Source organism: Roseimaritima sediminicola, assembly GCF_009618275.1.
In the GTDB taxonomy this organism is placed as follows: domain Bacteria; phylum Planctomycetota; class Planctomycetia; order Pirellulales; family Pirellulaceae; genus Roseimaritima; species Roseimaritima sediminicola.
The window spans coordinates 27,749-50,041 of sequence record NZ_WIAD01000038.1; the positions used below are offsets into that span (position 1 = coordinate 27,749).

14 protein-coding genes are annotated in these 22,293 nt (G+C 64.0%); 8 read left to right on the forward strand and 6 right to left on the reverse strand.

Annotated features, from left to right (window positions below; translation table 11 throughout):
* Positions 1-2 precede the first annotated feature (2 nt).
* A complete protein-coding gene (locus GE027_RS16590) occupies positions 3-884 on the forward strand; it encodes a LysR family transcriptional regulator (RefSeq protein WP_153558332.1) in 882 nt (293 codons plus the stop codon).
* On the opposite strand, the gene GE027_RS16595 is transcribed toward GE027_RS16590, so the two are convergent.
* Entirely contained in the window at positions 881-2,665 is a 1,785-nt protein-coding gene (locus tag GE027_RS16595; RefSeq protein WP_153558333.1) for a mechanosensitive ion channel family protein, read from the reverse strand. The genes GE027_RS16590 and GE027_RS16595 overlap by 4 nt on opposite strands.
* Before the next feature lie 342 nt (positions 2,666-3,007).
* Here GE027_RS16595 and GE027_RS16600 point away from each other — a divergent pair, with 342 nt between their 5' ends.
* Both GE027_RS16600 and GE027_RS16605 read left to right on the forward strand, forming a co-directional pair.
* Positions 3,008-6,001 (forward strand): DUF1553 domain-containing protein, encoded by a 2,994-nt coding sequence (locus GE027_RS16600; protein WP_237607594.1) that lies wholly within the window; start codon positions 3,008-3,010, stop codon positions 5,999-6,001.
* Positions 6,002-6,008: 7 nt separating this feature from the next.
* Complete coding sequence (locus GE027_RS16605) at positions 6,009-7,448, forward strand: DUF1501 domain-containing protein (protein ID WP_153558335.1); 1,440 nt, start codon at positions 6,009-6,011, stop codon at positions 7,446-7,448.
* 110 nt (positions 7,449-7,558) lie between these two features.
* Here the strand turns inward: GE027_RS16605 and GE027_RS16610 are convergent, their stop codons facing one another.
* The 5 genes from GE027_RS16610 to GE027_RS16630 all read right to left on the reverse strand — a co-directional run bounded on the left by GE027_RS16610 (position 7,559) and on the right by GE027_RS16630 (position 13,930).
* On the reverse strand, positions 7,559-7,969 hold the full coding sequence (locus tag GE027_RS16610) for a DoxX family protein (protein ID WP_153558336.1): 411 nt from the start codon (positions 7,967-7,969) through the stop codon (positions 7,559-7,561).
* Positions 7,970-8,069: 100 nt separating this feature from the next.
* Positions 8,070-8,609 carry a peptide chain release factor family protein gene (locus GE027_RS16615; protein ID WP_153558337.1) on the reverse strand — a complete coding sequence of 180 codons (540 nt, stop codon included), beginning with the start codon at positions 8,607-8,609 and terminating at the stop codon, positions 8,070-8,072.
* 118 nt (positions 8,610-8,727) lie between these two features.
* Positions 8,728-10,839, reverse strand: coding sequence for an efflux RND transporter periplasmic adaptor subunit (locus GE027_RS16620; protein ID WP_153558338.1), 2,112 nt, complete (start codon positions 10,837-10,839; stop codon positions 8,728-8,730).
* Positions 10,839-11,819 carry an HlyD family efflux transporter periplasmic adaptor subunit gene (locus GE027_RS16625; RefSeq protein ID WP_153558339.1) on the reverse strand — a complete coding sequence of 327 codons (981 nt, stop codon included), beginning with the start codon at positions 11,817-11,819 and terminating at the stop codon, positions 10,839-10,841. The genes GE027_RS16620 and GE027_RS16625 overlap by 1 nt, the downstream gene beginning before the upstream one ends.
* On the reverse strand, positions 11,816-13,930 hold the full coding sequence (locus GE027_RS16630) for an HlyD family efflux transporter periplasmic adaptor subunit (RefSeq protein WP_153558340.1): 2,115 nt from the start codon (positions 13,928-13,930) through the stop codon (positions 11,816-11,818). Before GE027_RS16630 ends, GE027_RS16625 begins: the two co-directional genes overlap by 4 nt.
* Before the next feature lie 252 nt (positions 13,931-14,182).
* Between GE027_RS16630 and GE027_RS16635 the strand changes: the two genes are divergently transcribed.
* The 5 genes from GE027_RS16635 to GE027_RS16655 all read left to right on the forward strand — a co-directional run bounded on the left by GE027_RS16635 (position 14,183) and on the right by GE027_RS16655 (position 22,276).
* Positions 14,183-15,979: an ExeA family protein gene (locus GE027_RS16635; protein WP_162006773.1), complete on the forward strand. Its 1,797-nt coding sequence runs from the start codon at positions 14,183-14,185 to the stop codon at positions 15,977-15,979.
* Between the two features lie 8 nt (positions 15,980-15,987).
* Positions 15,988-16,401 (forward strand): hypothetical protein, encoded by a 414-nt coding sequence (locus GE027_RS16640; protein ID WP_153558342.1) that lies wholly within the window; start codon positions 15,988-15,990, stop codon positions 16,399-16,401.
* 113 nt (positions 16,402-16,514) lie between these two features.
* Complete coding sequence (locus tag GE027_RS16645; protein WP_153558343.1) at positions 16,515-20,012, forward strand: WD40 repeat domain-containing serine/threonine-protein kinase; 3,498 nt, start codon at positions 16,515-16,517, stop codon at positions 20,010-20,012.
* Positions 20,013-20,216: 204 nt separating this feature from the next.
* Positions 20,217-21,218, forward strand: a complete 1,002-nt coding sequence (locus tag GE027_RS16650; protein ID WP_237607595.1) for a LacI family DNA-binding transcriptional regulator — start codon at positions 20,217-20,219, stop codon at positions 21,216-21,218.
* A 74-nt stretch (positions 21,219-21,292) separates the two neighbouring features.
* A complete protein-coding gene (locus GE027_RS16655; RefSeq protein ID WP_237607596.1) occupies positions 21,293-22,276 on the forward strand; it encodes a nucleoside hydrolase in 984 nt (327 codons plus the stop codon).
* The last annotated feature ends 17 nt before the right edge of the window (positions 22,277-22,293 follow it).

A 22,293-nucleotide genomic window follows, 5' to 3' on the forward strand; every position in this document is an offset into this window, starting at 1 on the left:
CGATGGAGCTGGATCAACTGCGGTATTTTTTAAAAGTCGCCGAGCGCGGCAATTTCACGCGGGCGGCCGAGGAACTGCTGGTTTCGCAGCCGGCGCTCAGCCGTTCGATTCAGCGGCTGGAGGAAGAGCTGGGCCAGCCGGTGCTCGAACGCGGCACACGGCAGGCGACGTTGACCGAGGCCGGCACGCTGCTGCAATCGCGCGCGGCGCAGGTGCTGCGGATCCTGGAAGACACCAAAGCGGAGATCACCGATGACGGTCGCACCGGGACGGTGCGCGTCGGGGCGATTCCCACGGTCGCACCGTACTACCTGCCGGCGGTCTTGCAGCGATTCACACAGTCGCATCCGCAGGCCCGAGTCGTGGTCCAGGAAAACACGACCGACGCTCTGCTGAAAGCCTGCCAGCAGGGCGAACTGGACTTGGCGATCATGGCCCTGCCCCTGCCGGCGAAGCATTTGGAAGTCGAGCCGTTGTTCGATGAGGAACTGCTGTTGGTCTTGCCAAGCGACCATAGTCTGGTTGGCAAAGCCAAAATCCGCATTCAGGACATCGTCGAGTACCCCTTCGTCTTGTTGGACGAGGCGCACTGTTTAACCGACAGCGTCGTGTCGTTTTGTCGCCGCGGCGGATTCCAGCCGGTGGCCGTGGAAAGGACCAGTCAACTGGCGATGGTCCAGGAATTGGTTTCGCTGCGTCACGGCGTGTCTTTGGTGCCTGAGATGGCCAGGCGGGTGGACCAGAGCGAGCAGCGCGTGTATCGCTCGTTTGCCGGCACCAAACCGCAACGCACGATCGCGGTGGCCTGGAACCCGTATCGTTTTCAAAGCCGCCTCGTGACCACTTTTCGCAAATCGCTTCACGCTTCAAAGGATGCATATTAATCCTGGTTGGCACGCTCCAGTTTGATCGTTTGCGTGGGGAAGGCGAAGTCGATGCCGGCGCGGTTGAAGCGACGCAGCACTTCGTGGTTGACGATCGTGGCATGATCGAGGTAGCTGAACCAACCGCGTTGGCTGTCGCGTTGGATTTTATTTTCGTCGGCGTCCATCAGGTACCAGTAGTCCGCTCGCAGGTTCAAGTAGTGGGAACCGAACTTGTCGAACCAAACTTGCGGCGGGTGTTCGTCCAGGTCGCAGTTGCCATCGCCGGCGACCGCGTCGCTGGTGAGAATGTCTTTCAGGATATCCATGGCTTCCTCGACCTTTTCGGCCGGCGTGTCGTAGGTGATGGCGATGTCCATCACGCGACGCAGGTACTTGCGCATCGAAAGGTTTTCCACGGTCTCGTCGATGAACTTCATGTTCGGCACCCACATCACGTCGCCGGACAGCAAACGGATCTTGGTGACCTGCAAACTGACGTCGTCGACTTGTCCCAGTTCGCCATCGAACCGCACCCAGTCGCCATTGATAAAGGGTCGGTTGGCGAAGATGGTGGCGGCACCAAACAGGTTCTTGACCGCGTCCTTGGCCGCCAGCGACAGCGCCAGGGCGAGGATGCCCAGGCCGCCCAACATCGCCGTGATGTTCCACTGGAAAATGTTTTGGAAAACGAACAGCAACAGAATTGCTCCGGCCAAAATGCGCAGCGATCGGCGGATGACCAGCGAGACCATTTGGGCGTACGGATCTTCGTTGTCGAACAGGGATCTTCGCATCCCCAGTACCAACAATTCCAGCAACGCCACCACGACCATGACGCCGGCAACGACAAAGGCCACCTCGATACAATTCCAACGCAGCCCCGATAGCCCGGGATGAAAATTTAATCGCGTGGAACCGATGGCGAAGCCCAGGGTCACCGCAATGACCATCGTCGGCCACAGCAAACCGTCCAGCATCGAACCGATCATCACGTCGCCGCCGCGGGCTCGCTTGCGTTTCAGCCGGAGGATCGCCTTGTAAGCCCCATAGGCGATCGCGATGCCCGCGGCACCGAACAAGCAGAACCACAGCCAGTCCAGAAAGGATGTCTCGGAAAAGGTGGGTTCCATGACGCTGGCGAACAGCTGGCCTTTCTGATCGATGCGCGGCCGCGGCGGTATCGACTGGACGCTTTCCAGTAAGTCCGATGCGCCGCGGAGCGTCGCTGCGTCGAACTCCCACCGGCCGTTCTGCTGGATCAGTACGATGCTGCCCTTGGGCGGGGCCGACAGCGCTTGGTAAGCCCAGCGGTGATCGATCCCGCGGGGAAACAGTTCATAACGCCGGATGTTCGCGTGCCGGACGTGGTCCGGACCCGGAATGGTGCCGGGGCTGAGCTCGGGCAGGCGGTCGAAGACGTGCAGCAGGTCGAAGGCCGTCTGTTCGGCGTCTTCCAGATCCTGGTCTGCAAAGGTCCGCAGCGCACGGTCGAGTGGTTCCCGCCGGCCTTGGGCTACGTGGTTCATCGCTTCGACGAAAGTCAACACGGTATGACGAGGACTTTCGGTCGAATTCCACTTGGGGGCGTCGACCGTGGGCTCGTCCTGTTCCTGTTCGAACCAACCCAGGAACGCGTCGCCGCCGGATTCTAGCAGTGTGAAGAAGTCCACCTGGGTCGATTGAGGACGCCCCCCGGCCGGTTCGGACTGGGAGGTGCTGGGGATGGACTGAGCGGTCGCGACGCCGGCGACAGAGAAGCAGAACGAAGCGACGAAGAGCAAACGCGGACAAGCAAACATACTGAACAATTGGTAGAGCTGGAAGAAAAGCCCAGGCAACCGGGACGCGACAGGAACGATTTGAAGTCAGCCCCAGAACGGTTTGCCCCAGAACGGTTTGCCAGCTCGGGCAGTTCGCCGGCGCAGCGCATCGGACCGGCGCGGCGCATCCGACCGACTCGGACCCGCCCCTTGCTCCGCTTGGCCGGGCAACCTCAAGCAAACGGCATGAAGCAAACGGCATGAAGCAAACGGCATGAAGCAAACCGCATGCCAGCGGGGTCGCGAACCGGAACCGCGCATCGATCCGAAGCGGCGCGTACAATGGTGGCACCCGCCAAACCTTCCCCGTGAATGCTGATCATGAAGTTTGCTCGCTCCCTTGCCGGCCTGCTGATGCTGGCGTCCAGCGTTGCCACGGCGACCGAACCGCTGCGTTTTAATCGCGATATTCGTCCGATCCTGTCCGACAAGTGCTTTGCCTGTCACGGTCCCGACGCCCAGCACGCCGCGGCCGATCTGCGGCTGGACCAGCGCGAAGCCGCCCTGGAGTCGGGAGCGATCTTGCCGGGCGACGCCGAGGCCAGCGAATTGGTCGCGAGGATCTTTGCCGAAGACGACGACTTGCGGATGCCGCCACCGGATGTGCACAAGCCGCTGACCGCGACCGAACGGCAGCGGCTGCGACAGTGGGTCCAACAGGGCGCGGAGTACGAAGCGCACTGGGCGTATGCGCCATTGCGGCCGGCGCCGGAAAACCTTTCGCCGAACTTGGTCGATCACTTCGTGTCGAAGCGGTTGCAGCAGGAACAGGTGGCGGCGGTGCCGGCGGCGGATCCGGCGACGCTGATCCGCCGGCTGTCCTTGGACCTGACCGGAATGCCCCCGACCGTGGCCGAAGTGGAAGCCTTTGTTGCCGACCCTTCGCCGCTGGCCTACAGCCAGTTGGTTGACCGCTTGCTCGAATCGCCGCGTTATGGCGAGCGGATGGCCAGTTACTGGTTGGACCTCGTTCGCTATGCCGATACGGTGGGCTATCACGGAGACCAGGAAATCAGCCAGTGGCCCTATCGCGATTACGTGATCCGGGCGTTCAACGACAACCTGCCCTACGACCGTTTCATCCGCGAACAATTGGCCGGCGACCTGCTGCCCGATCCGACGACCGATCAATTGGTCGCCAGCGGCTACAACCGCTTGAACCAAACGACCGAGGAGGGCGGTTCCCAAGCCAAGGAATACCTGGCGATTTATTTCGCCGATCGCGTCCGCAACGTCTCGCAAGTTTTCCTCGGTTCCACGCTGGGCTGTGCGCAGTGCCACGACCATAAATATGACCCGTTCACGGCCAAGGACTTCTACGCCTTTGGCGCCTTCTTCGCCGATCTCGAGGAACGCGGCGTCTACTCCGGTCGTGGCCATCGCCCCCCGGTGATGCCCGTGCCGACGGCCGAGCAACAACGCCAGATCGACCAGCATCAAGCGGAACTCCAGCGGTTGCACTCCGAGCGACAAACGCTGCGCGAACGGCTGCTGGCGGATTTGTCCTCCTGGCAACCTCCGCCGACGTCCGAAGCGGTTTGGATCGACGACGTCCAGCCCGAGGGCCGCACCTACAGCGGAGCATGGAACTTCGTCGAAGCCGCCGACGGTCCGGTCCAGCACGGCCAGCGGTCGCGGCAACAGGCCAGCGGCGACCTGGTTCAACATTACTTCATCGACGCCGACGCTCCGGTCACGGTTTCGCGGCAAACCAAGTTCTACGTTTGGGTGTATCTGGATCCCGACGATCCGCCGCAAGCCATCATGTTGCAGTTGCACGGCGGTGACGGCAAGGAACCCAGTTGGGAGCACCGAGCGGTCTGGGGTGGCGACCAAATCGAGTATGGTCGTCGCAAAGATAGCTGGACGGGGTACCGGCGGATGGGCGATTTGCCGGACACAGGCCAGTGGATCCGCTTGGAAGTCGACGCGGCAGACGTCGGCTTGGCGACCGACGACGATCCTGCGGCCGGAGGGGGAAAAACGTTCGTCGCGGACGGGATGGCGTTCACTCAGTTCGGCGGCCGCGTCTGGTGGGATCGCGCCGGCTGGCACGCTCCACCGCCACGGATCGTTACCGACGCGTTGGCGGTCGATGCCGATCAGTGGTCGGCCGAACAACGGCAAGCCGTCGAGGACTATTATTTGGCCACTGCGGCGCCGCTGGCCGAGATTAACCAGCAGATCGATCAACGGCAGCGGCGGCTGGAACAAACGAAAGCATCGGTGGCGACCACCGTGATTAGTAAAGCGGTCAAGCCGCGGACGATTCGCATCCTGCCACGCGGCAACTGGATGGACGACTCGGGCGACATCGTCCAGCCGGCGGTGCCCGAGTTCCTGGGGCAATTGGATGTCGCAGGTCGCCGAGCGACGCGGCTAGATCTGGCCGAGTGGCTGGCGGATCCCGAGCACCCGCTGGTCGCGCGGACGATGGTCAATCGCCTGTGGAGCTTGCTGTTCGGCCGCGGGATCTGCACCAGCGTGGATGATTTCGGCGGTCAGGGCACGTACCCCTCGCATCCAGATCTGCTGGACGCCCTCGCGGTGGAATTCATCGAATCGGGCTGGGACATCAAACACCTGCTGCGATTGATCGTGCACAGCGACGCTTACCGGCGCAGCTCGACGCCGACGCCGGAGTTGATCGAGGCGGATCCCTACAACGACCTGTTCGCCCGGCAGGGACGTTTCCGTTTGGATGCCGAATTCATTCGCGACACCGCGTTGGCGACCGGCGGATTACTGGTCGAACAGGTCGGCGGCCCCAGCGTGCGACCGTACCAGCCCGCCGGCTACTACGCCCAGCTGAACTTCCCGCGTCGTACCTACCAGGCCGACACCGGCCCGAAGCAGTACCGCCGTGGCTTGTACACGCACTGGCAGCGGACGTTCCTGCATCCGATGTTGAAAGCCTTCGATGCGCCTAGCCGCGAAGAGTGCACGGCGCTTCGGCCGCGCAGCAATACGCCGCTGCAGGCCTTGACGCTGTTGAACGATCCGACCTTTGTCGAAGCGGCACGCGGTTTTGCCGTCCGCATCCTGCGCGAGGGCGGCGAGGACCGAGACCGACGCCTGCGGTGGGCCTACCAGAGCGTCCTGGCCCAGGAACCGTCCGACGAAATCGTGGCCGTTCTGGCGGAGGTTTATGCGCAGCAGCGGGACGTCTACGAGCAGAGCCCTGAAGCGGCCGAGCAATTGCTGGCCACCGGCCAATCGCCCACTCCATCCGATCTGGAGGCGGCCGAAGTCGCCGCCTGGACGGCCGTCGCGCGCGTGCTGCTGAACCTGCACGAAACCATTACCCGCTATTGAACGCATCATGAACGCCAAGTCCGAACTTCCGTCAAAACAAGCTCTTTCGCGACGCACGTTCCTGCGCAGCACCGGCATCGGATCGATCGCCCTGGGGACGCTGCTGCACGGCCACTCCGCTAACGCATCCGGTGCCGCGAGCGGAACCGATGCCTCGAGCGGCGTCATCGCTTCGCTGCATCACCGGCCGCGGATCAAACGCGTGATCCATCTGTGTATGGCGGGCGGTCCCAGTCATCTGGAGACGTTCGACTACAAGCCGACCCTGGAAAAGCTCAACGGCCAGGCGATGCCCGAATCGATGACCGCCGGCCAGCCGATCGCCCAGTTGCAGGGCAGAGAATTGAAGGTCATGGGGCCGCAGCATCCCTTCCGCCCCCGCGGTGACAGCGGCTTGATGATGTGCGATGTGCTGCCGCACACCGCCGCTCACGCCGACTCGCTGTGCGTGATCCGGTCGATGCACACCGAACAGATCAACCACGATCCGGCTCATACTTTCTTCAACACCGGCACGGCGATCAGCGGCCGGCCGTCGATGGGGGCCTGGGTGTTGTATGGCCTGGGCGCCGAAACGGAGAACCTGCCCGGCTTCATCGTCCTGACCAGCGAGGGCGGCGGGCAGAGCCAACCGATCAGCTCGCGACAGTGGCATTCGGGGTTCCTGCCCAGCCAGTATCAGGGCGTCCAGTTGAACGCGGCGGGCGATCCGGTGCACTACGTCAGTAATCCCGCGGGGGTGACGCACCGGCAACAGCGGCACGTGTTGGACGCGGTGGCGCGGATCAATACGCTTCGCCAGCAACAATTGCAGGACCCCGAGATCGCGGCCAAACTGTCGACTTATGAGATGGCGTTTCGGATGCAAACGTCCGTTCCGGAATTGACCGATATGTCGGACGAGCCCCAGCATGTGGTCGAGATGTATGGATGCACGCCCGGCGACGGTTCCTTCGCCAGCAACTGCTTGTTGGCGCGGCGGTTGGCCGAACGCGGCGTGCGATTTATCCAGCTGTACCACCGTGGTTGGGATCACCACGGAGGAATTAAAAAGGGCATCACCACCACGGCCAAACTGGTCGACCAGGGCACGGCCGCGCTGCTGCAGGATCTGAAGCAACGCGGTATGCTGGAAGAGACGTTGGTGGTTTGGGGCGGCGAATTCGGCCGCACGCCGATGGCCCAGGGCAGCGGCCGCGATCACCACATCAAAGGCTTTTCGCTGTGGATGGCCGGCGGCGGAGTGCGAGCTGGAACCGCTTACGGTGCCACCGATGAATTCGGCTACAACGCCGTGGAAAACCGGGTGCACGTCCGCGACTTCCACGCCACCATGCTGCACATGCTGGGCATCGATCACCGCCGCTTCAGCTACAAGTTCCAGGGCTTGGATTTTCGCTTGACCGGCGTCGAAGAGGCCCACGTCGTCAAGGACGTGCTGGCGTAGAGCGTCGTCGCTCGTAGCTGAATTCGCCAGAATTTGGACCGCGTTTTGTGGCATAGGCTTCCAGCCTGTGAGTGCCATTCACAGGCTGGAAGCCTATGCCACCTTGCCACTTACTCGGCTGGGGTCTTGGACTTTCGGTTGGCCAGCAGATGATCCAGCGAGAATTTGCCCGGACCGGTCAGCAGCAGCACGATGTAGACGGTCAGGTAGCAGAAGGCGAGTTCTTTCTTCTGCCACGGATCGTCACTGTGGACTACCAATCCAGCGACCAGCATCGTGAAAGCCAGCGGGATCGTGGCCAGACGCGTGGCCAGTCCGATGATCAACAGCAGCGAGCAACCGAATTCGGCTCCGATCGCCAGGATCAGGCTCAGCCGGCTGCCGATGCCGATCGGGTCGGGAAAGACCTCGGCCAGCTCGCCGAAACCCGACAGCTTCTGCCAGCCATGCACCAGCATCAACAAGCCGAAAAGAACGCGGAGGACCAGCAGGCCGGTGGAGTTCAATGTGTCTCGAAGCATCGGGAGAGTCCTGCGTAAAATGGTTAGCAACGTGAGTCAGTAAGTGGCATAGGCTTCTAGCCTGTGGAGGCAGTTCACAGGCTGGAAGCCAATGCCACGTTTATCGTAGCGGACGCAGTTCGAACCAACCACGCATTTGGTTCAGATAGTCCAGGGCCGGCGGTTCGCTGCGAAGCAGTTTCAGCAATTGGCTGGCGGTCGTCTCCCACCGCGATGCGACCGCTTGCAGGTCCCCCTCGGCGGCCCAGGCGTCGTCCAGCACCAACGACAGCACGGCCGGTCGCGCCGCGTTCCGCTCGGCCACCCACACCTGCCGCCCGCGGTGCTGTTGCCGCAGCCGAGCATCGGCAGGATCCTGGTCGGGCTGACAGCGGACGACCACGGCCAGTGTGCTGCGCAGCCGCTGGACGGCTCGCTGGCGGTTTTCGGCCTGACTGCGCCGCTCGTTCGCTTCGGCCGTCACCTCCGTGGGCCGATGATGCAGCACGACCGCGGTGGAGGTCTTGTTGCGATGCTGGCCACCGGGACCGCCGCGGCGCGTGGCCGTCCACTGGCAGGCCTGCTCGAAGGCTTCGATCGCCTGGCGACTGGGGTGCGGCGGGGCAACGATCCGCAGCCAAGACGGTTCGGTGGGAGGCATAGGTTCGTCGGCAAGTAAATAGTAGCTCGGCTGTCCCAGCCGAAAAGAATCACATAGTAGCTCGGCTGTCCCAGCCGAGGAAAAAAAATCCCCAGCGACTCGGCTGAGGACAGCCGAGCTACTTTGGGGCCTCATGAAACAACCGGTCCAGCCAACCCGCCAGGCGGGTGGCCAAGGAGCGGGCCGGGGCCTGCAGACGAGCTTCGACCGGGGCGCCGATGGGCCACTGGTCGGCAACCGACTTCGGAACGCGGCAGGCGATCTGAAACCGGTTCTGGCTGCCGGTCTCGCGATGCGTCGCGGCGTTCCTGGTCGAGATCGAATCGACGGTCAACGTGGCAACCGTACCACAGGCCGGTTGGCAGCCGACGCGCAGCGAATCCCCCACGGCGATCTGACCGCGGTGCCGAGCATCGACGTCCAACAGCACGACCAGCCGCTCGGGATCGCCGATCCGGCACCATCGTCCGCCGGCACGCGCCCAACTGCCGCTGGCCCGATGCAGCGACGTTTGAGCTCGTCGCCGGACCGTGGAATCGGCAAAGCACTGCAGGGCGGTATCGTGTTGCTCCGCCTCGTTGTCCCGAGCTGGTGGGCTGGGGGTGTCCGGCGGCAGCACGATCCCACTTGCGGGGGCGACGACATGCAAAGCCCTCAGACGCGACTGCAGCGTTTGTTCTTGAACGCTCAAACGATTCAGCATCTCTTGTTGGCTGTCCCAACGCTCGAGCAACGCCGGCAGGTCGATCGCTTGGCGTCGTAGCTGGGTGTTGTGAACGGCCAGCGTCTGACGTTTTCCGCGCGTCTGCACGGCTTGTTTCTGAATCGCAAAATTATCCAGTTGGACCAGCGGGTCGCCGGCTGCGACACGTTGGCCATAGTCTGCCGAAACCGCTCCGATGCGGCCGGCATCGGGCAGGTAGACCGCCGTGGCGCCAGCCACATCGACGCGGCCCGTCGCCAATTGATAAGAAGGGATCGGAACCAGCAGGCCGATAACCAGTCCGGCTCCGAGCAGCACTCCTAAGACCAGCCGGCGGCGCGGCGGCACGTGCTGCCAAGCCGCTGCGCCTCGCAGCAACGCCAACCAGCGGCGTCCGGCCAAAACCGGGCTGGCCGCCAACAGCATCACGGCGACCGCGATTCCCAGCGGTCGCAGCGAAAGGCCGGAGGCGAGCTGCAGCACCCAGTGGGCCAGCACGCCTGCGATCACGATCCGGTAGCCCAGCGAAAGGGTGTGGAAGGCGGCCAAGCCAACGTTTCGCCAGGACAGCGACGCAAAACTGTGGTAGTGGCGACCGGCCAGCGGGCGGACGACCACGGCCGCAAACGCGTCCGCCGCTTCCTGACGCAGGTTCGTGCTGCGGCAAAGGTCGGCCAAAACGTAGTATCCGTCGTAACGCATTAACGGATTCAGGTTGAATAGTAAGGTGCTCAGACTGCACACGACGATCACGTTCATGGCGGCAAAGTGCAGCGTGCCGGCGCTGGTGAACCACCACAGCGGCAGGGCGAGCGCGGCCAGGATCAGTTCCACATACACACCCGCCAACATGATCGCCATCCGCTGCCGACGCTGCGGCAACCGCCAGCTGTCGGTCACGTCGCAGTAGGGACAGGGCGCCCCGCACAGCAGCATGATCCCGATCTCGCCGGGCCGGGCACCACAGCGAAAACAGACCGTGGCATGGGCCAATTCGTGAAGGGCTTTGGTCGCCACCAGCGTGCCCACCAGCAGCGGCGCATTGGCCGCCGAGAAAAACGCCTGCAAGCCCGGCAGGTTGGCTTGGAATCGCTGCCAATAGACCGGCACCGATAACAGAGCCAGGAGGATGACCAAGGACCAACAAAGCACCGCAGGAGCGGAGAACAGCCATCCGCTGTAGCGCGCCGCCCGGCGAGCCAGTGGCAGGGCCGAAATCCCCGGCAAGCGAATCGCCAACAGGTCGCCCAGCCGGACGCCACGGCCGCGGGTATGGCGTCGACAGCGGAGCAGGCCCGCCGCGTTGGCGGCGGCCAGCAGCTGGGGATCGCAGTCCGCAGGCGACTGGCGAAGCGCGTCCAGTTGGTCGCGATCGATTCGGGTAAAGGTACCTGACAGGGGATCGTGCACGACCTGTTCGCGAGCCCGGGGGCCGGACCGGAACGCGGCCGAGGTGCGCGAGGACCCCGGCGGCCGGGGCGGATCGCAGATGTGAAGATCGGTGCGGAGCGGCGGAACGGCAGACATCAGGGCACCGCTGGGGGACTGCTGGCCGCCGGGGACGCGGCGGCGTCGTGGATTCGCAGTGTGACCGCCGTGCCGGGCAGCAGACGCCAGTGTCCGTCTTGGTGAACGTTGGGCAGTTCCGCGTGCAGACGGTAGCTGTCGCGGTTCAACAGTTCCGTATCGACCGACAACACGCGGCCGCGCAGGGAGCGCACGACGCCGCCTTCGGTCCACGTCGCCGTGACCGCTCGACCCACACACTGCCGAGGTGGCAATCGCTCGGCTCGCATCAAACAGTGGGCGTGCAGACGGTCCAGGCGGGCGATGCGAGCGACCGGCTCGCCGGCGGTGATCCATTCGCCGGTCTTCTTGTAAACATCCACCGCCACGCCACCGATGGGACTCTTGATATTCAGACGCTCGATCCGCTGCTGCAGCAATTGCAGGTCGGCGGTGCGGAGATCGATTTCGACCTGAGCCAGTCGCCGTTGCTTGCGTTCTCGTTCCACCTCCAGTTCCGCACGCTTGACGGCCAAGCGTAGTTTTCGCAGCAGCGTCAGCGGAACCGCACCGGCGGCGGAATCGTACACCGAACGGTTGGAGTCCAGTTCGGCTTGCGCCTCTTCCAGTGCGGTGTGGGCGTATTGCAGTTCCAGGTCGTCCGCCAGCTTTTCCTCCGCGGCTTGCTTTTGTAACTGAGCGATCCGCAGCTGGACGGCCAACCCGCTGACGTCCTGCGAAGCGAGTACCTGTGATGGTTGGACCGCAGCGTTTTGTTTTACGAGTACCGCTTCCAGAACGCCGGATTCGGTCGCGGGCACGTCGACCTCTTCGGCATAACGGATCACGCACTCGTCGACGGCGACGGAACGTTCGTCGGCTGGACGGGCGGCCCCGTGCTGTGCCGGCAGCGGTTCGGCCAGGACGGCCACCAGGCAGCCGCCCAGCAGAAACATCCTGCGACGGGAGAGCGAGAGGAGGGAGAACTTGCGAGTAGTCATAGATACATAGCCGTTGCGGCACGCACGGTGCGGATCAGGTCTTGGAAAGCCACGTACAACAGGGGGCGGCGACCGCAGGGAATCGCCACCGTGGCGGGGCTGCCGGTTTGCACCGGCGGCAATTGGTCGGTTTGCAGCGTAAAGCGGGCTCGGGCGGCCGGACCCGCATCGGCTTGCAGCGTGATCGCCGGACCGATGCCGGTCAGTTCGGCCACCAGCGGCGCGTCGGGATGAGCATCGAGAACCAGCCGGGCCGAGACCGGCGAATCACTTGCCGCAGCCTGCGCCCGGAGGACGTGGTCGAGCCGATTCTGCGGCACAAAGGCTTCGACTTCCCAGCCCGCCTCCGGCCTGATCACGCTCAACAGTGGTTGGCCGGCGGTGACGGGACGGTCACTGAGCGTGCGTTCCAGTTGCCAGCCGTCGACGATGCCGGGGCTGGTGCTGCGGAGCGTCAAGCGTTGTCGCTGCTGGCGGTGTAGCTGCAACTGGACGTCCAACGCCGCAATCTGTTGGTGGACCACATCCTGATCGGCTTGAACGCGGTTGCGGTCGGTGCGCTCGCGCAGTGTGCCGTCGGCCAGCGTATGGCTCAATTCCGCCGCCCGCTGCACCAGCACCGCCCGCTGCCCTAGAAGGCTTTCGATCTCGTCCTCCAGTTCGCGATCGACGATCCGCAGCAGCGGTTCACCCGCCGCCACCGATTGCCCATGGCGAACCAGCAACTCGCGGACGACCCCGTCGGCCGGGGCGTACACATACTGCGTCTGCCGGGCACTCAGTTCGGCCGGGGCGGTGACGACCAGAGGTACGGGAAAGACGGCCACGATCGCGATGACACAGGCGATGGCCAAGCACATGAATTTGCGCCGTGGGCGTGGCGACGCCACCGCGGCGGGCAACCAGTCCAGGGCCAGGCCAGCCCAAGGGATACGAGCAACGGTTTCCGTGTTGTCCAAGGCGCGTCCGGCATGCTGGCAGAAGTACTGCAGGTCGTGGCGGAGCGGCCGATCGAAGAAGCGAGGGTGGTGGTGCTGGAGAACCAGGCGATAGGCGTCGCCGGGGCCCAGCGGCAGCATGGCTTCCCAGTCCAGTGCATCCGCGCCGGTGCCTTGCGGGGCTTCGGGCCCCTCGGTCGGTAGTGTCGCGGCCGACTGGTCCGTTCCATCCGGCTGTGAGACCTCGGCCGTTTGCCGGGCATCGTCCGGATCGTCCTCTTCGGTCCGGCGATAACGCGGTTCGTTCGTGGCGGCCAAGCCGCGGATCGTTTGGGCTTCCTCACTGCGTTGGTCGATGCGTTCGACGTGGCTGACCGCCAACAAGCGGACGCCGGTCCGTTGGACGTGCAACAGACTGACGCGGTCGGCTGCGAACAGGTCGGCAGCCGTGTCGACGATGGCCACTTGGGTTTCGCTGGCGTCCAGCGAATGATGCAGCAGCGGCGTGACCGTCGCCAGTCGTTGCCAGCGGCGGGCTGCCGCGCGGTTGCTGCGGATGCGGTGCAAACGCAGGAAGTCGCCGCCGAGGTCCGCCATCTGGGCGGCGAAGCGCAGGTAGCCACGCTGGGCGGTCGGGCCGCCGTCCTCTTCGAGAAACACCTCCAGCAGGTACTCGGCCGCGCCGCCCGAAACGTCGCTTGCCGGTTCATCGCTTGCCGGTTCATCGCTTGTGGGGCCGTCACTCAGCGGAGCGACGGCCACGGGAACCAGGGACGGATTGGCGGGCTGGTCCGCGTCCCGAGCTTCGGGCGTGGAGGGCACGATCACCGGTTGGCCGCCCCGGGCCACTTCCTCGAGCATTCGCTGGTGACAGGCCCACTGCGACGCGTCGATGGTCAGGTCGGTGATGCGTCCCAAGCGGCACAGCGGCCGAAAACCCTGTTCGTGTCGCTGCCAGATGACGGCTCCCTCGGCGGCCATCGCGCGGGCCGTGTGATCGGCCAACGCGCGAAAGAAATGCGACGCGGCGATGTCCTGGCGAGCCAGTTCGGCGGTTTCACGGACCAGGGTCGCGATCTCGCGCCGCGTTTCGCGCACCAACGCATCCTCCTCCGCGGGCCGGGCCGCGGAGGGGGCAAAGGCAAAGGGTTCGGTCGTCGACGTCGCATCCATGCGAACAATCCTCCATCACCACCCCTACCAAAACCGCTGCCGCCGAGCAACGTCGACTCGCCGCCGCCGCGGGGGGCTGCGCGGGAGGAGCCACCTGGGCCGGGCGTACGCTAGCAAATCGGCAATCCCGGGAAGCTCGGAATAACCGTTACAGATGCACGGCCCGGGTTGCCGATGTACGAGAGGTCTGCGTGGCTGCACGCGGACGCTTGCGTTTCCTCCAGCGGCTAAGACACCGTTATGACCAGTTCCATGCCATCGGATCTCGCGATCTTCTCGTCGGCGCCCGACGCCCGTCATTTCCAACCACTCGGTTCGATCGAACAGTGCCGCGTCCAGCTGGACCATATGCTTCGCCATGACGCGGGTTTGGGGCTGTTGATCGGGCCTCCGGGAACCGGCAAGTCGCTGCTGTGTCAGTTGTTGGCCGACAACCTAAGGGACGCCTTCGAAGTCGTCGTCTTGGCCGACAGCACGCCCCGCGACCAGCTCAGTCTGCTGCAGAACATCCTGTTCCAGCTGAACATGCCCTACCGCGATTGTTCCGAGGGCGAGCTGCGCTTGTCGCTGATCGATCGCCTGACACACGGCGCGCATGCGGCGTCCAAAGGCTTGATCCTGATTGTCGACGAGGCGCAGTCCTTGCCGGACGCGATTCTCGAAGAGATTCGCATGATCACCAATATCGTGCGCGGCGGCAAAAGCTGTGTGCGAACGATCCTGGCCGGCAACCACGAATTGGAAGAACGCATCGGGCAGCCGCGGTTCGAATCGCTGGCACAGCGGATTGCGGTCCGCTGCTATCTGCATCCGCTGGACATCCAGGACGCCGCCGGCTACATCCGTGCCCGACTGCTTCGTCATCCCGCCGGGCCGCAGCTGGAGGAACAGGCCGCCAAGGCCGTGCATCTGGCGACCGGTGGCGTGCCGCGGTTGATCCATCAATTGATGCGGCAGGTGCTGGTGGTGTCCGGCACGGCGGATATCACGGGCGAGCATGTCGAGCTGGCGTGGAAACAGCTGCATCCGCTGGCCAGCCCGGTCATGGAGCCGGAACTGCTGACGTCCGAGCCGGAACTGTTGACGTCCGAGCCGGAGAACCCACCCGAGCCGGAGAGCTCGCGCGAGCAGGGATTCCAGCACAAGGGCGAATCGATCATCGAGTTCGGTGAGCTGACCAGCGACGACGACGCGTTGCCCAGCGGCCCAACGTCCTCGGCGGGCGAGACGCCCTCGTGCAGTGAGACGTCCTCGTGCAGTGAGACGTCCCCGTGCGGTGAAACACCCTCCGCCGGCGAGACCACCATCGGATTCTGGTACGACGAGAACGAGCAAGACGAATCCGAGGCGGAGCTTGCGGGCGACGAACCGGCTGCGGAGCGGCAGGACCAAGGACGGGAACCCGCGGCGGCCGAGCCGTCGAACCGGCCCGCCGTGGTGGCCGAAGACATGCCCGAGCTGGCCGCCCAACTGGACCGCGTCACCGATTCGCTGCTGAGAATGGCCCAGCCGCAAGAGGACCAGACCCAGTGTGACGAGCCAACGCTTGAGACGCCGCAGTGCGACGAGCCGACGCTTGAGACGCCGCGGTGTGACGATCTGAAGCTCGAGACGCCGCAGTGCGACGAGCCGACGCTTGAGACGCCGCGATGCGACGAGCCGAAGATCGAACCGGCCGACCTGTTCGGCGACGGCTTTGAGGTTGAGGAACCCGTGCCCGGACTGCAGCCGCTGGTGCCTGCCTCGCCGGAGGGCGCCGAGGGACCCGAGCACGAATTGCACTGCGAGGTGGCCTGCATCTCGGTCGAAGCGGCAACGATTCAGTTCGAGGACGAGCCGGCGGCGGTCGTGCCGGCCATCGGTACCGACGGCGTCGGCACCGGCGAGTCTCTGGGCGATGACATTTGTTTGAACGACGACAGCGATATGTTGATCGTCGAAGATGTCGTCGATGCCGAACCGGCTCCCCTGCGGAGCCCGGTCTATGACGACGATCCCAGCGATAGTGTGGACTACCAACGACTGCTGAACCGCATGCGACAGGGGTAAGAATCGCGATGCAGATACTGGCAGAACATCTGGTTGAATTGGCCGACCGGCAAGCGATCACGCCGGTACTCTTTCCCCAGCCCGGGCTGCGTCTGCGGGCGTCGTTCTATTTGGCGTTGGCGGAGGTTGCGGTGGCGATCGCCGGCCGCGATGTGCGTTTTGAATTCGTCGTCGACCCGCAGCGCTGGACCAGCGGTGCCCAGCGGCTGAGCCTGCGGCGGTTGAGCAATCGCATCCAGGCCCAGGGTCTTCCTACGGTCAGCGCCAAACAGGTGGCCGTCGTTGGCCGTCCGGCCGGCGCCCAGCGACCGCTCGGCATCGGCGTGGCGTGCAGCGAAGTGGCCCTTCCGGCTTGGGCCGCTGCGGTGCGGGTTTGCACGCGTCCCACCGAGGCAGCCGACTTTCAGTTGGTGGTTGCTTAAACAGGGTGGGGCTGCGTTTGGCGAAGCGTCTGGATCGCGCGGGCGAGCGGTGACTACAATGGACCGGCCGCGTCCGTTCCTCCTTTCTCATCGCCCTACCCGATCGTGACCCTGTGAGTTCGGTCAGCGACCCTTCCAAACCGCTAGACGAGTACATCGCCGAGTATCTCCAGGCCGTGGGGCGTGGACGATTACCCGACCCTACCGGGCTGTTGGAACGCAGCGAGCAAGGGCGCGTGGAGTTTCTCCAGACCGTCCGCGTTGTCTGTAAACCCCCGGCTCGGCGATCCGATTGCGTGTCGCGAACCACGGCCGGCGTGACTCGGATCGATCGTGGTAGCGGAGACACCGGCGCGGGGGACACGTCGCGCTCACCGTCCAGTGTGATACGAAGTCTGCGAGCGGGGCCCCCGGAAGCGATCGCAGACTACGACGTGCTTCGCGAACTGGGCCGCGGCGGGATGGGCATTGTGTATCTCGCGCGCCATCGACAAACCGGCCAGCGGGTTGCCTTGAAGGTCCTGCACACGGCGATCTGTCGCGATCCCATGTATCGGGAACGGCTGCGCCGCGAATCGTTGGCGCACGCGGCTCTGCGGCACGACCATATTGTGGGATTGATCGAGAGCGGTGTCGACGCAGATGGGATTCCGTTTCTGGCCATGGAATTGGTCGACGGGGTGGGGCTGGACCATTTGATTCGCCATCTGCGCAGCGGCGATCCCGCCGTCGCTGCCACCGCGGCGTCTGCCGCGTCCGATTCGCCGCTGCGGACGCCTGGCAGTGACCAACCCATCGACCGCTGTTTGGCTCCGGCGGACCGGAGTCAGTACCTGCGGTGGATTGTTGCACGCCTCGCGGACGTCGCCGATGCCTTGCATCTGGCTCATGAGCAGGCGATGGTGCATCGCGATGTCAAACCTTCGAACATCTTGATCGATGTGGATGGCAAGGCGTGGTTAAGCGACTTTGGGCTCGCGGCCTTGGGCGACGATACGACGACGATCACCGCCACCAATGATGTGCTCGGGACGCTGGCTTTTATGAGCCCCGAGCAGGCGCAAGGCGCCCGCGACCAACCGCTGGACCGACGCTCCGATATCTATTCCCTGGGCGTGACCCTCTACCAGGCAACGACCCTGGAGAAACCGTTTCGCGGAACGCGTGCCGATGTTCTGAACGCCTTGCTTCAAGGCCAGTACCTGCCGGCCTCACGACGCAACCCTGCGATCCCGCCAGAACTGGATGTGTTGATCGACCGGGCGATGGCCTTCAATCCCCGCGACCGGTATGAAACGGCCGCGGAATTCGCCGGCGAGCTACGGCGGTTCGCCCACGGCCAACGCGTCCAGACTCGCCGCCCGAGTTTGGCGCAACGCGCCTTCCGGTGGTGCGAGAAAAACCCGCTGATCGCTTCGCTCAGCGCGGCCGCCGCGTTGTTACTGGTGTTGGCCGTGCTGGCGGTTCAGACCTTCAATTCGGTGTCCATCCGGCGGCTGAACGGGGTCCTTGAACGAACCAACGAAGATCTCGCCAGCTCCCACCGCGCGTTGTCGCGCAGCGAACGGCGCCTCCGCCGCGAACTGTACGTCGCTGACATGGCGGCCGCGTTCGAGGCCTTTGATAACAACGATTTGCCGGCCACGCGTCGCATTCTGGATCGTTACCGACGTCCGGCGCATGCGTCGGCAGACCAAAGAGGTGCCCCCTGGCGATTGCTCGATCGGCTCACTCGCACGGTCTCTCATCGCGTACTAGCCCGCCACGGTGACGCGGCGACCGAAGTCGCGCTGGCTGCTGACGGAACCTTTGGTTTGTCCGCCGGCCACGATGGCATGGTTCGGCGTTTTGACTTGCAGGCCGACGATCAAGGCGAGCGGTCTGCCCAGGCCGCTCATCCATTTCACATCGGCGACCACCTGGACGCCCTCGCCTTGCTGCCTTCCCAAGCCGCGTTCCTGACCGGCAGGAACGTGCCCAGCGGCTACAACCCGGTGGTCAGTTACTGTGCGGAAACCGGCCAGCGGCAGGCCAAGCACTGTGAACACTGGGGCAGCGTCGAAGCGGTGGCCGTGTCGCCCAGCGGCCGGTGGATGGCCTCGGCAAGCCGCTACCACGAAGTGACCGTCTTCGATGCCCAGGGGACCATTCGGGGACAATGGGAGAGCAACTCGCGGAACGAAACCTTGGCTTTCGTCGACGAGGACCACTTGCTGGTAACCGCCCAACGCCGCGAGCGTGACCGTGAAGTCGTTGTGTGGAACGTGCGGACCGATGAAAAAGAGACGGTGCGCACGCCAGCCGCTGCCGAGTATTTTGCCATTTCGGGCAACGATACGGCGAAGGAGCCTCACGGCAACTCGAACCGCCGCTTGCTGGCAACCAGCAAGAACGACGTCTGGTTGCTGCAATGGCCTAGCCAGTCCTTGCTGGCCGAACTGCGTGATTTCGGGGTTCGGATCCGTACGCTGGATATTACCGCCGATGGCCAAGCCATCCTCGTGGGCAGCGACGAAGGAATCGTTTTCCACTGGGACCTGCGCGACTGGACGCCGAACAAGGATCGCCGCCTGCCCGAACCTCAAGTCGTTCAGGCCAGCGACGACCGGGTCACCTGTGTACAGTTTCTGGACGCCGGCGCCGGTAGCGATCTGTCTCCGTCGAGGACACGGTTTGCGACGACATCCAAAGACGGCTTCGTGAAACTGTGGGATCTGCCCGCGGAATCGCTCAGCCACTGGACCACGGTGGCAGAGCATGACGGAGCGGACGTGGAACAGATGTTCTTGGATCCGGCCGATGCCGACGGCTTGTACTTGGCTGGCCTCGAGGGCCAGGTAATCCGGCTGGATATGCGGCGGCGAACCTCCAGAGTCGTTTGCGATCTGGAGCAACCGATCCGAGGAAAGGGAACCCTCGTGAGCTCGCGGCGTCGGCTCTACCTGCCGGTAGCAGCCGGGCTGGCCGAGATCGATCTCGACGCTCCCGCCAAAGTCGTCCGAACCCTGGAAGCTCAGGACGCAAGCGGAAAATGTTTGGGCGTGGTTGCCGTGGGCGACCAACTGCTGGCTTGCTACTACGATCACGTCGCCGGCTTCGACCTGGTTTCCGGCCGTCAGACACAAAGACTCGCCCTGCCCGACGAAGCGGCCGACCGCATGCTGCCGCATCCCGATGGGCGGAGTGCGATCGTCGTGGGCGCGGAGCAGGGGGACTTGCGCGTGGCGGACGGACGGGTGGAATTGTGGAGAGAGAATCGCGTTACCGCCGAGATGACCAGTTGGGGCAAATTTTCCAGTGACGGCCGCGTGTTTGCCAGCGCCCATCACGATCATTCGCTGCGCGTGCAGTGGTTGGACGGAACGCGACCACCGCTGCGGCTGAGCGGGCACCAAGACGAGGTCAAAGCCTTGGTCTTTTTGGACCAGGACCGGGTGTTGGCGAGTTTGGCCACCGACAATACGCTCCGCTTCTGGGATCTGGCCACCGGCCGCACCTTGGGGACGCTGAAAAACGTCAAGGACCATAACTTCTTAGCCGTGACGCCCGACCAGTCCCAGCTGGTCGCCGGCCACGACCGCGGCTCCTTCACCTTCTGGGATATTCAGTAGCCCCAGTGGCCTAGGCTTCCAGCCTGTGAACAGTGGCCTAGGCTTCCAGCCTGTGAACAGTGGCCTAGGCTTCCAGCCTGAGAAAGGTGGCCTAGGCTCGCAAAGTTGCAACCCGAAATCGGTCTGCTAAGATACCTGGGCACAATCGTTTGTGCAGAGACGGTTTTTCCAGGGAACACCGCGGTGGTATCGACTCTCCGGCAAGTGGCAGAACGCGCAGGCGTCAGCGTTTCGGTGGCCTCCCGGTCGCTGAACGGGCACGCCAAGGCGTACCGCATCAGCGAGGCAACGGTCTTGCGCGTCAAGGCGGCGGCCGACCAGCTGGGCTTCCGGCCAAGTCACACAGCCCGCTCGCTGCGGCTGAAGAAAACCGGCTTGGTGGGTGTCGTGGTGCCGGACCTGGCCAACGCGTTTTTCGCATCCATCTCGCGGACGATCGCCTTGGCGGCTGAAGCCGAAGGATACAGCGTGATCGTCGCGGACAGCCGCGAACAAACCGAACACGAAGTCCGCCTGCTGCACCAGTTGGAAGCTCGACAAGTGGAAGCCTTCGTCGTTTGCCCGGTGGGCAGCGAAGACGCACACTTGCGGCAGATCGACGGGCGGGGCACCCCGGTCGTCTTGGCCGATCGAACGTTCCCCGACTGCGGATTGCTCCAGGTAACCTCCCAGCATCGCCGGGGAGCTCGCCAAGCGACCGAGTTGCTCACGGCCAAAGGTCATCGCCTGATTGGCGTTCTGCAGGGTTTGCCCGGAACGTTGCCCAATGACCAACGACTGTGCGGCCACGCCGAGGCACTTGCCAAGGTCGGGATCTCGATGGACCACAGTTTGGTCGCTGGCGACAACTTCACCGAAGCTTCGGGGTACGTCTCGGCCAAGCGACTGTTGGCAGAACGGCCGGACCTGACAGCCCTGTTTGCCTTCAGTACGCCCAACGCGATGGGAGCCCTTCGCGCTGCAGCCGAAGCGGGACGGAGCGTTCCGGAAGACCTTTCTCTCGTGACCTTCGATGATTGCCCGTACGCCGATTTGATGCGCGTTCCGCTCTCGACCGTTTGCCAGGATGTGGAACGCATTGGGCAGTTGGCTGCCGAGTTGGCGCTGCGGGCGGTGACGGGTTCCGCACGGAAAAAAACACAGTGTCGGCACGACGTCGAAACGCGTGTCATTGTCCGCGATTCCATCTCCAGCGTAAGAAACTGATGAAACACCTAGCTTTGATTTGTTGGGCGACCGCTTGCCTATTGCCTGCCGCCGCCGTTGCTCAGGAGGCTCCGATGCGTCCCGTCCCGTTGATCTTCGATACCGACATCGGCAACGATTGCGACGATGTATTGGCGATGGGCGTGATCCATGCGTTGCAGACGCGCGGCGAATGCGAACTGTTGGCCGTTACCATTACCAAGGATCACGAGTTGGCCGCACCGTTTACCGATGCGGTCAATACGTTCTACGGACGCGGCGATATTCCGATCGGTGTGTGTCGCAGCGGCGTGACGCCCGAGGCAGGCCGCTTTAACGTTTTGGCCGAAGCCCAAGACAATGGACAACTGCGCTACGAGCACGATCTGCGCAGTGGCAAGGATGCCCCGGATGCCGTCGATGTGCTGCGACAAACGCTGGCCGGTCAAGAAGATGGCAGCGTTGTGATCGTGCAGGTTGGGTTCTCGACGAATCTGGCGAACCTGTTGAAGTCGACTGCCGACGAGCACAGCGACTTGAGCGGCACGGAGCTGGTCGAAAAGAAGGTTCGCTTGCTGTCGATCATGGCCGGTGCCTTCCGGCAGATCATCAACAACCAAGGCCAACCCTACGATCACAAGGAATACAACGTCGTCAAAGACATCCCCGCCGCTCAGACGCTGGCGGATCGCTGGCCGACGCCGATCATCTGGAGCGGGTTTGAGGTCGGCAAGAATCTGACCTACCCGCATCAGAGTATCCTCAGGGACTACCGCTACGTGCCGCATCACCCGCTGGCCGAAGCCTACACGTTGTACATCCCGCCGCCGCACGATCGTCCGACCTGGGATTTGACCTCCGTGTTGCAGGCGGTCCGTCCCGAGCACGGTTATTTCGATCTGTCGGAAACGGGCCGCGTGCAGGTTGCCGATGACGGTCTGACCACATTCGAAGCATCCGCCGACGGCCGCGATCGCTACCTCATTCTGCGGAAAGATCAAACGGCTCGGGCTCGAGAGGCGCTCGTCCAGCTCTCCAGCCAGCCGCCCGCAGGACACGCGGCCGGGGACGACCGTTGAGCGGTGTCCAACAAACA

What these genes read in the sequence shown, in the direction of transcription:
- GE027_RS16590 (WP_153558332.1), top strand. Translation starts at nt 3, where the DNA reads ATGGAGCTGGATCAACTGCGGTATTTTTTAAAAGTCGCCGAGCGCGGC.
- GE027_RS16630 (WP_153558340.1), bottom strand. Translation starts at nt 13,930, where the DNA reads ATGGATGCGACGTCGACGACCGAACCCTTTGCCTTTGCCCCCTCCGCG.
- GE027_RS16610 (WP_153558336.1), bottom strand. Translation starts at nt 7,969, where the DNA reads ATGCTTCGAGACACATTGAACTCCACCGGCCTGCTGGTCCTCCGCGTT.
- GE027_RS16595 (WP_153558333.1), bottom strand. Translation starts at nt 2,665, where the DNA reads ATGTTTGCTTGTCCGCGTTTGCTCTTCGTCGCTTCGTTCTGCTTCTCT.
- GE027_RS16635 (WP_162006773.1), top strand. Translation starts at nt 14,183, where the DNA reads ATGCCATCGGATCTCGCGATCTTCTCGTCGGCGCCCGACGCCCGTCAT.
- GE027_RS16655 (WP_237607596.1), top strand. Translation starts at nt 21,293, where the DNA reads ATGCGTCCCGTCCCGTTGATCTTCGATACCGACATCGGCAACGATTGC.
- GE027_RS16620 (WP_153558338.1), bottom strand. Translation starts at nt 10,839, where the DNA reads ATGTCTGCCGTTCCGCCGCTCCGCACCGATCTTCACATCTGCGATCCG.
- GE027_RS16640 (WP_153558342.1), top strand. Translation starts at nt 15,988, where the DNA reads ATGCAGATACTGGCAGAACATCTGGTTGAATTGGCCGACCGGCAAGCG.
- GE027_RS16625 (WP_153558339.1), bottom strand. Translation starts at nt 11,819, where the DNA reads ATGACTACTCGCAAGTTCTCCCTCCTCTCGCTCTCCCGTCGCAGGATG.
- GE027_RS16600 (WP_237607594.1), top strand. Translation starts at nt 3,008, where the DNA reads ATGAAGTTTGCTCGCTCCCTTGCCGGCCTGCTGATGCTGGCGTCCAGC.
- GE027_RS16605 (WP_153558335.1), top strand. Translation starts at nt 6,009, where the DNA reads ATGAACGCCAAGTCCGAACTTCCGTCAAAACAAGCTCTTTCGCGACGC.
- GE027_RS16615 (WP_153558337.1), bottom strand. Translation starts at nt 8,609, where the DNA reads ATGCCTCCCACCGAACCGTCTTGGCTGCGGATCGTTGCCCCGCCGCAC.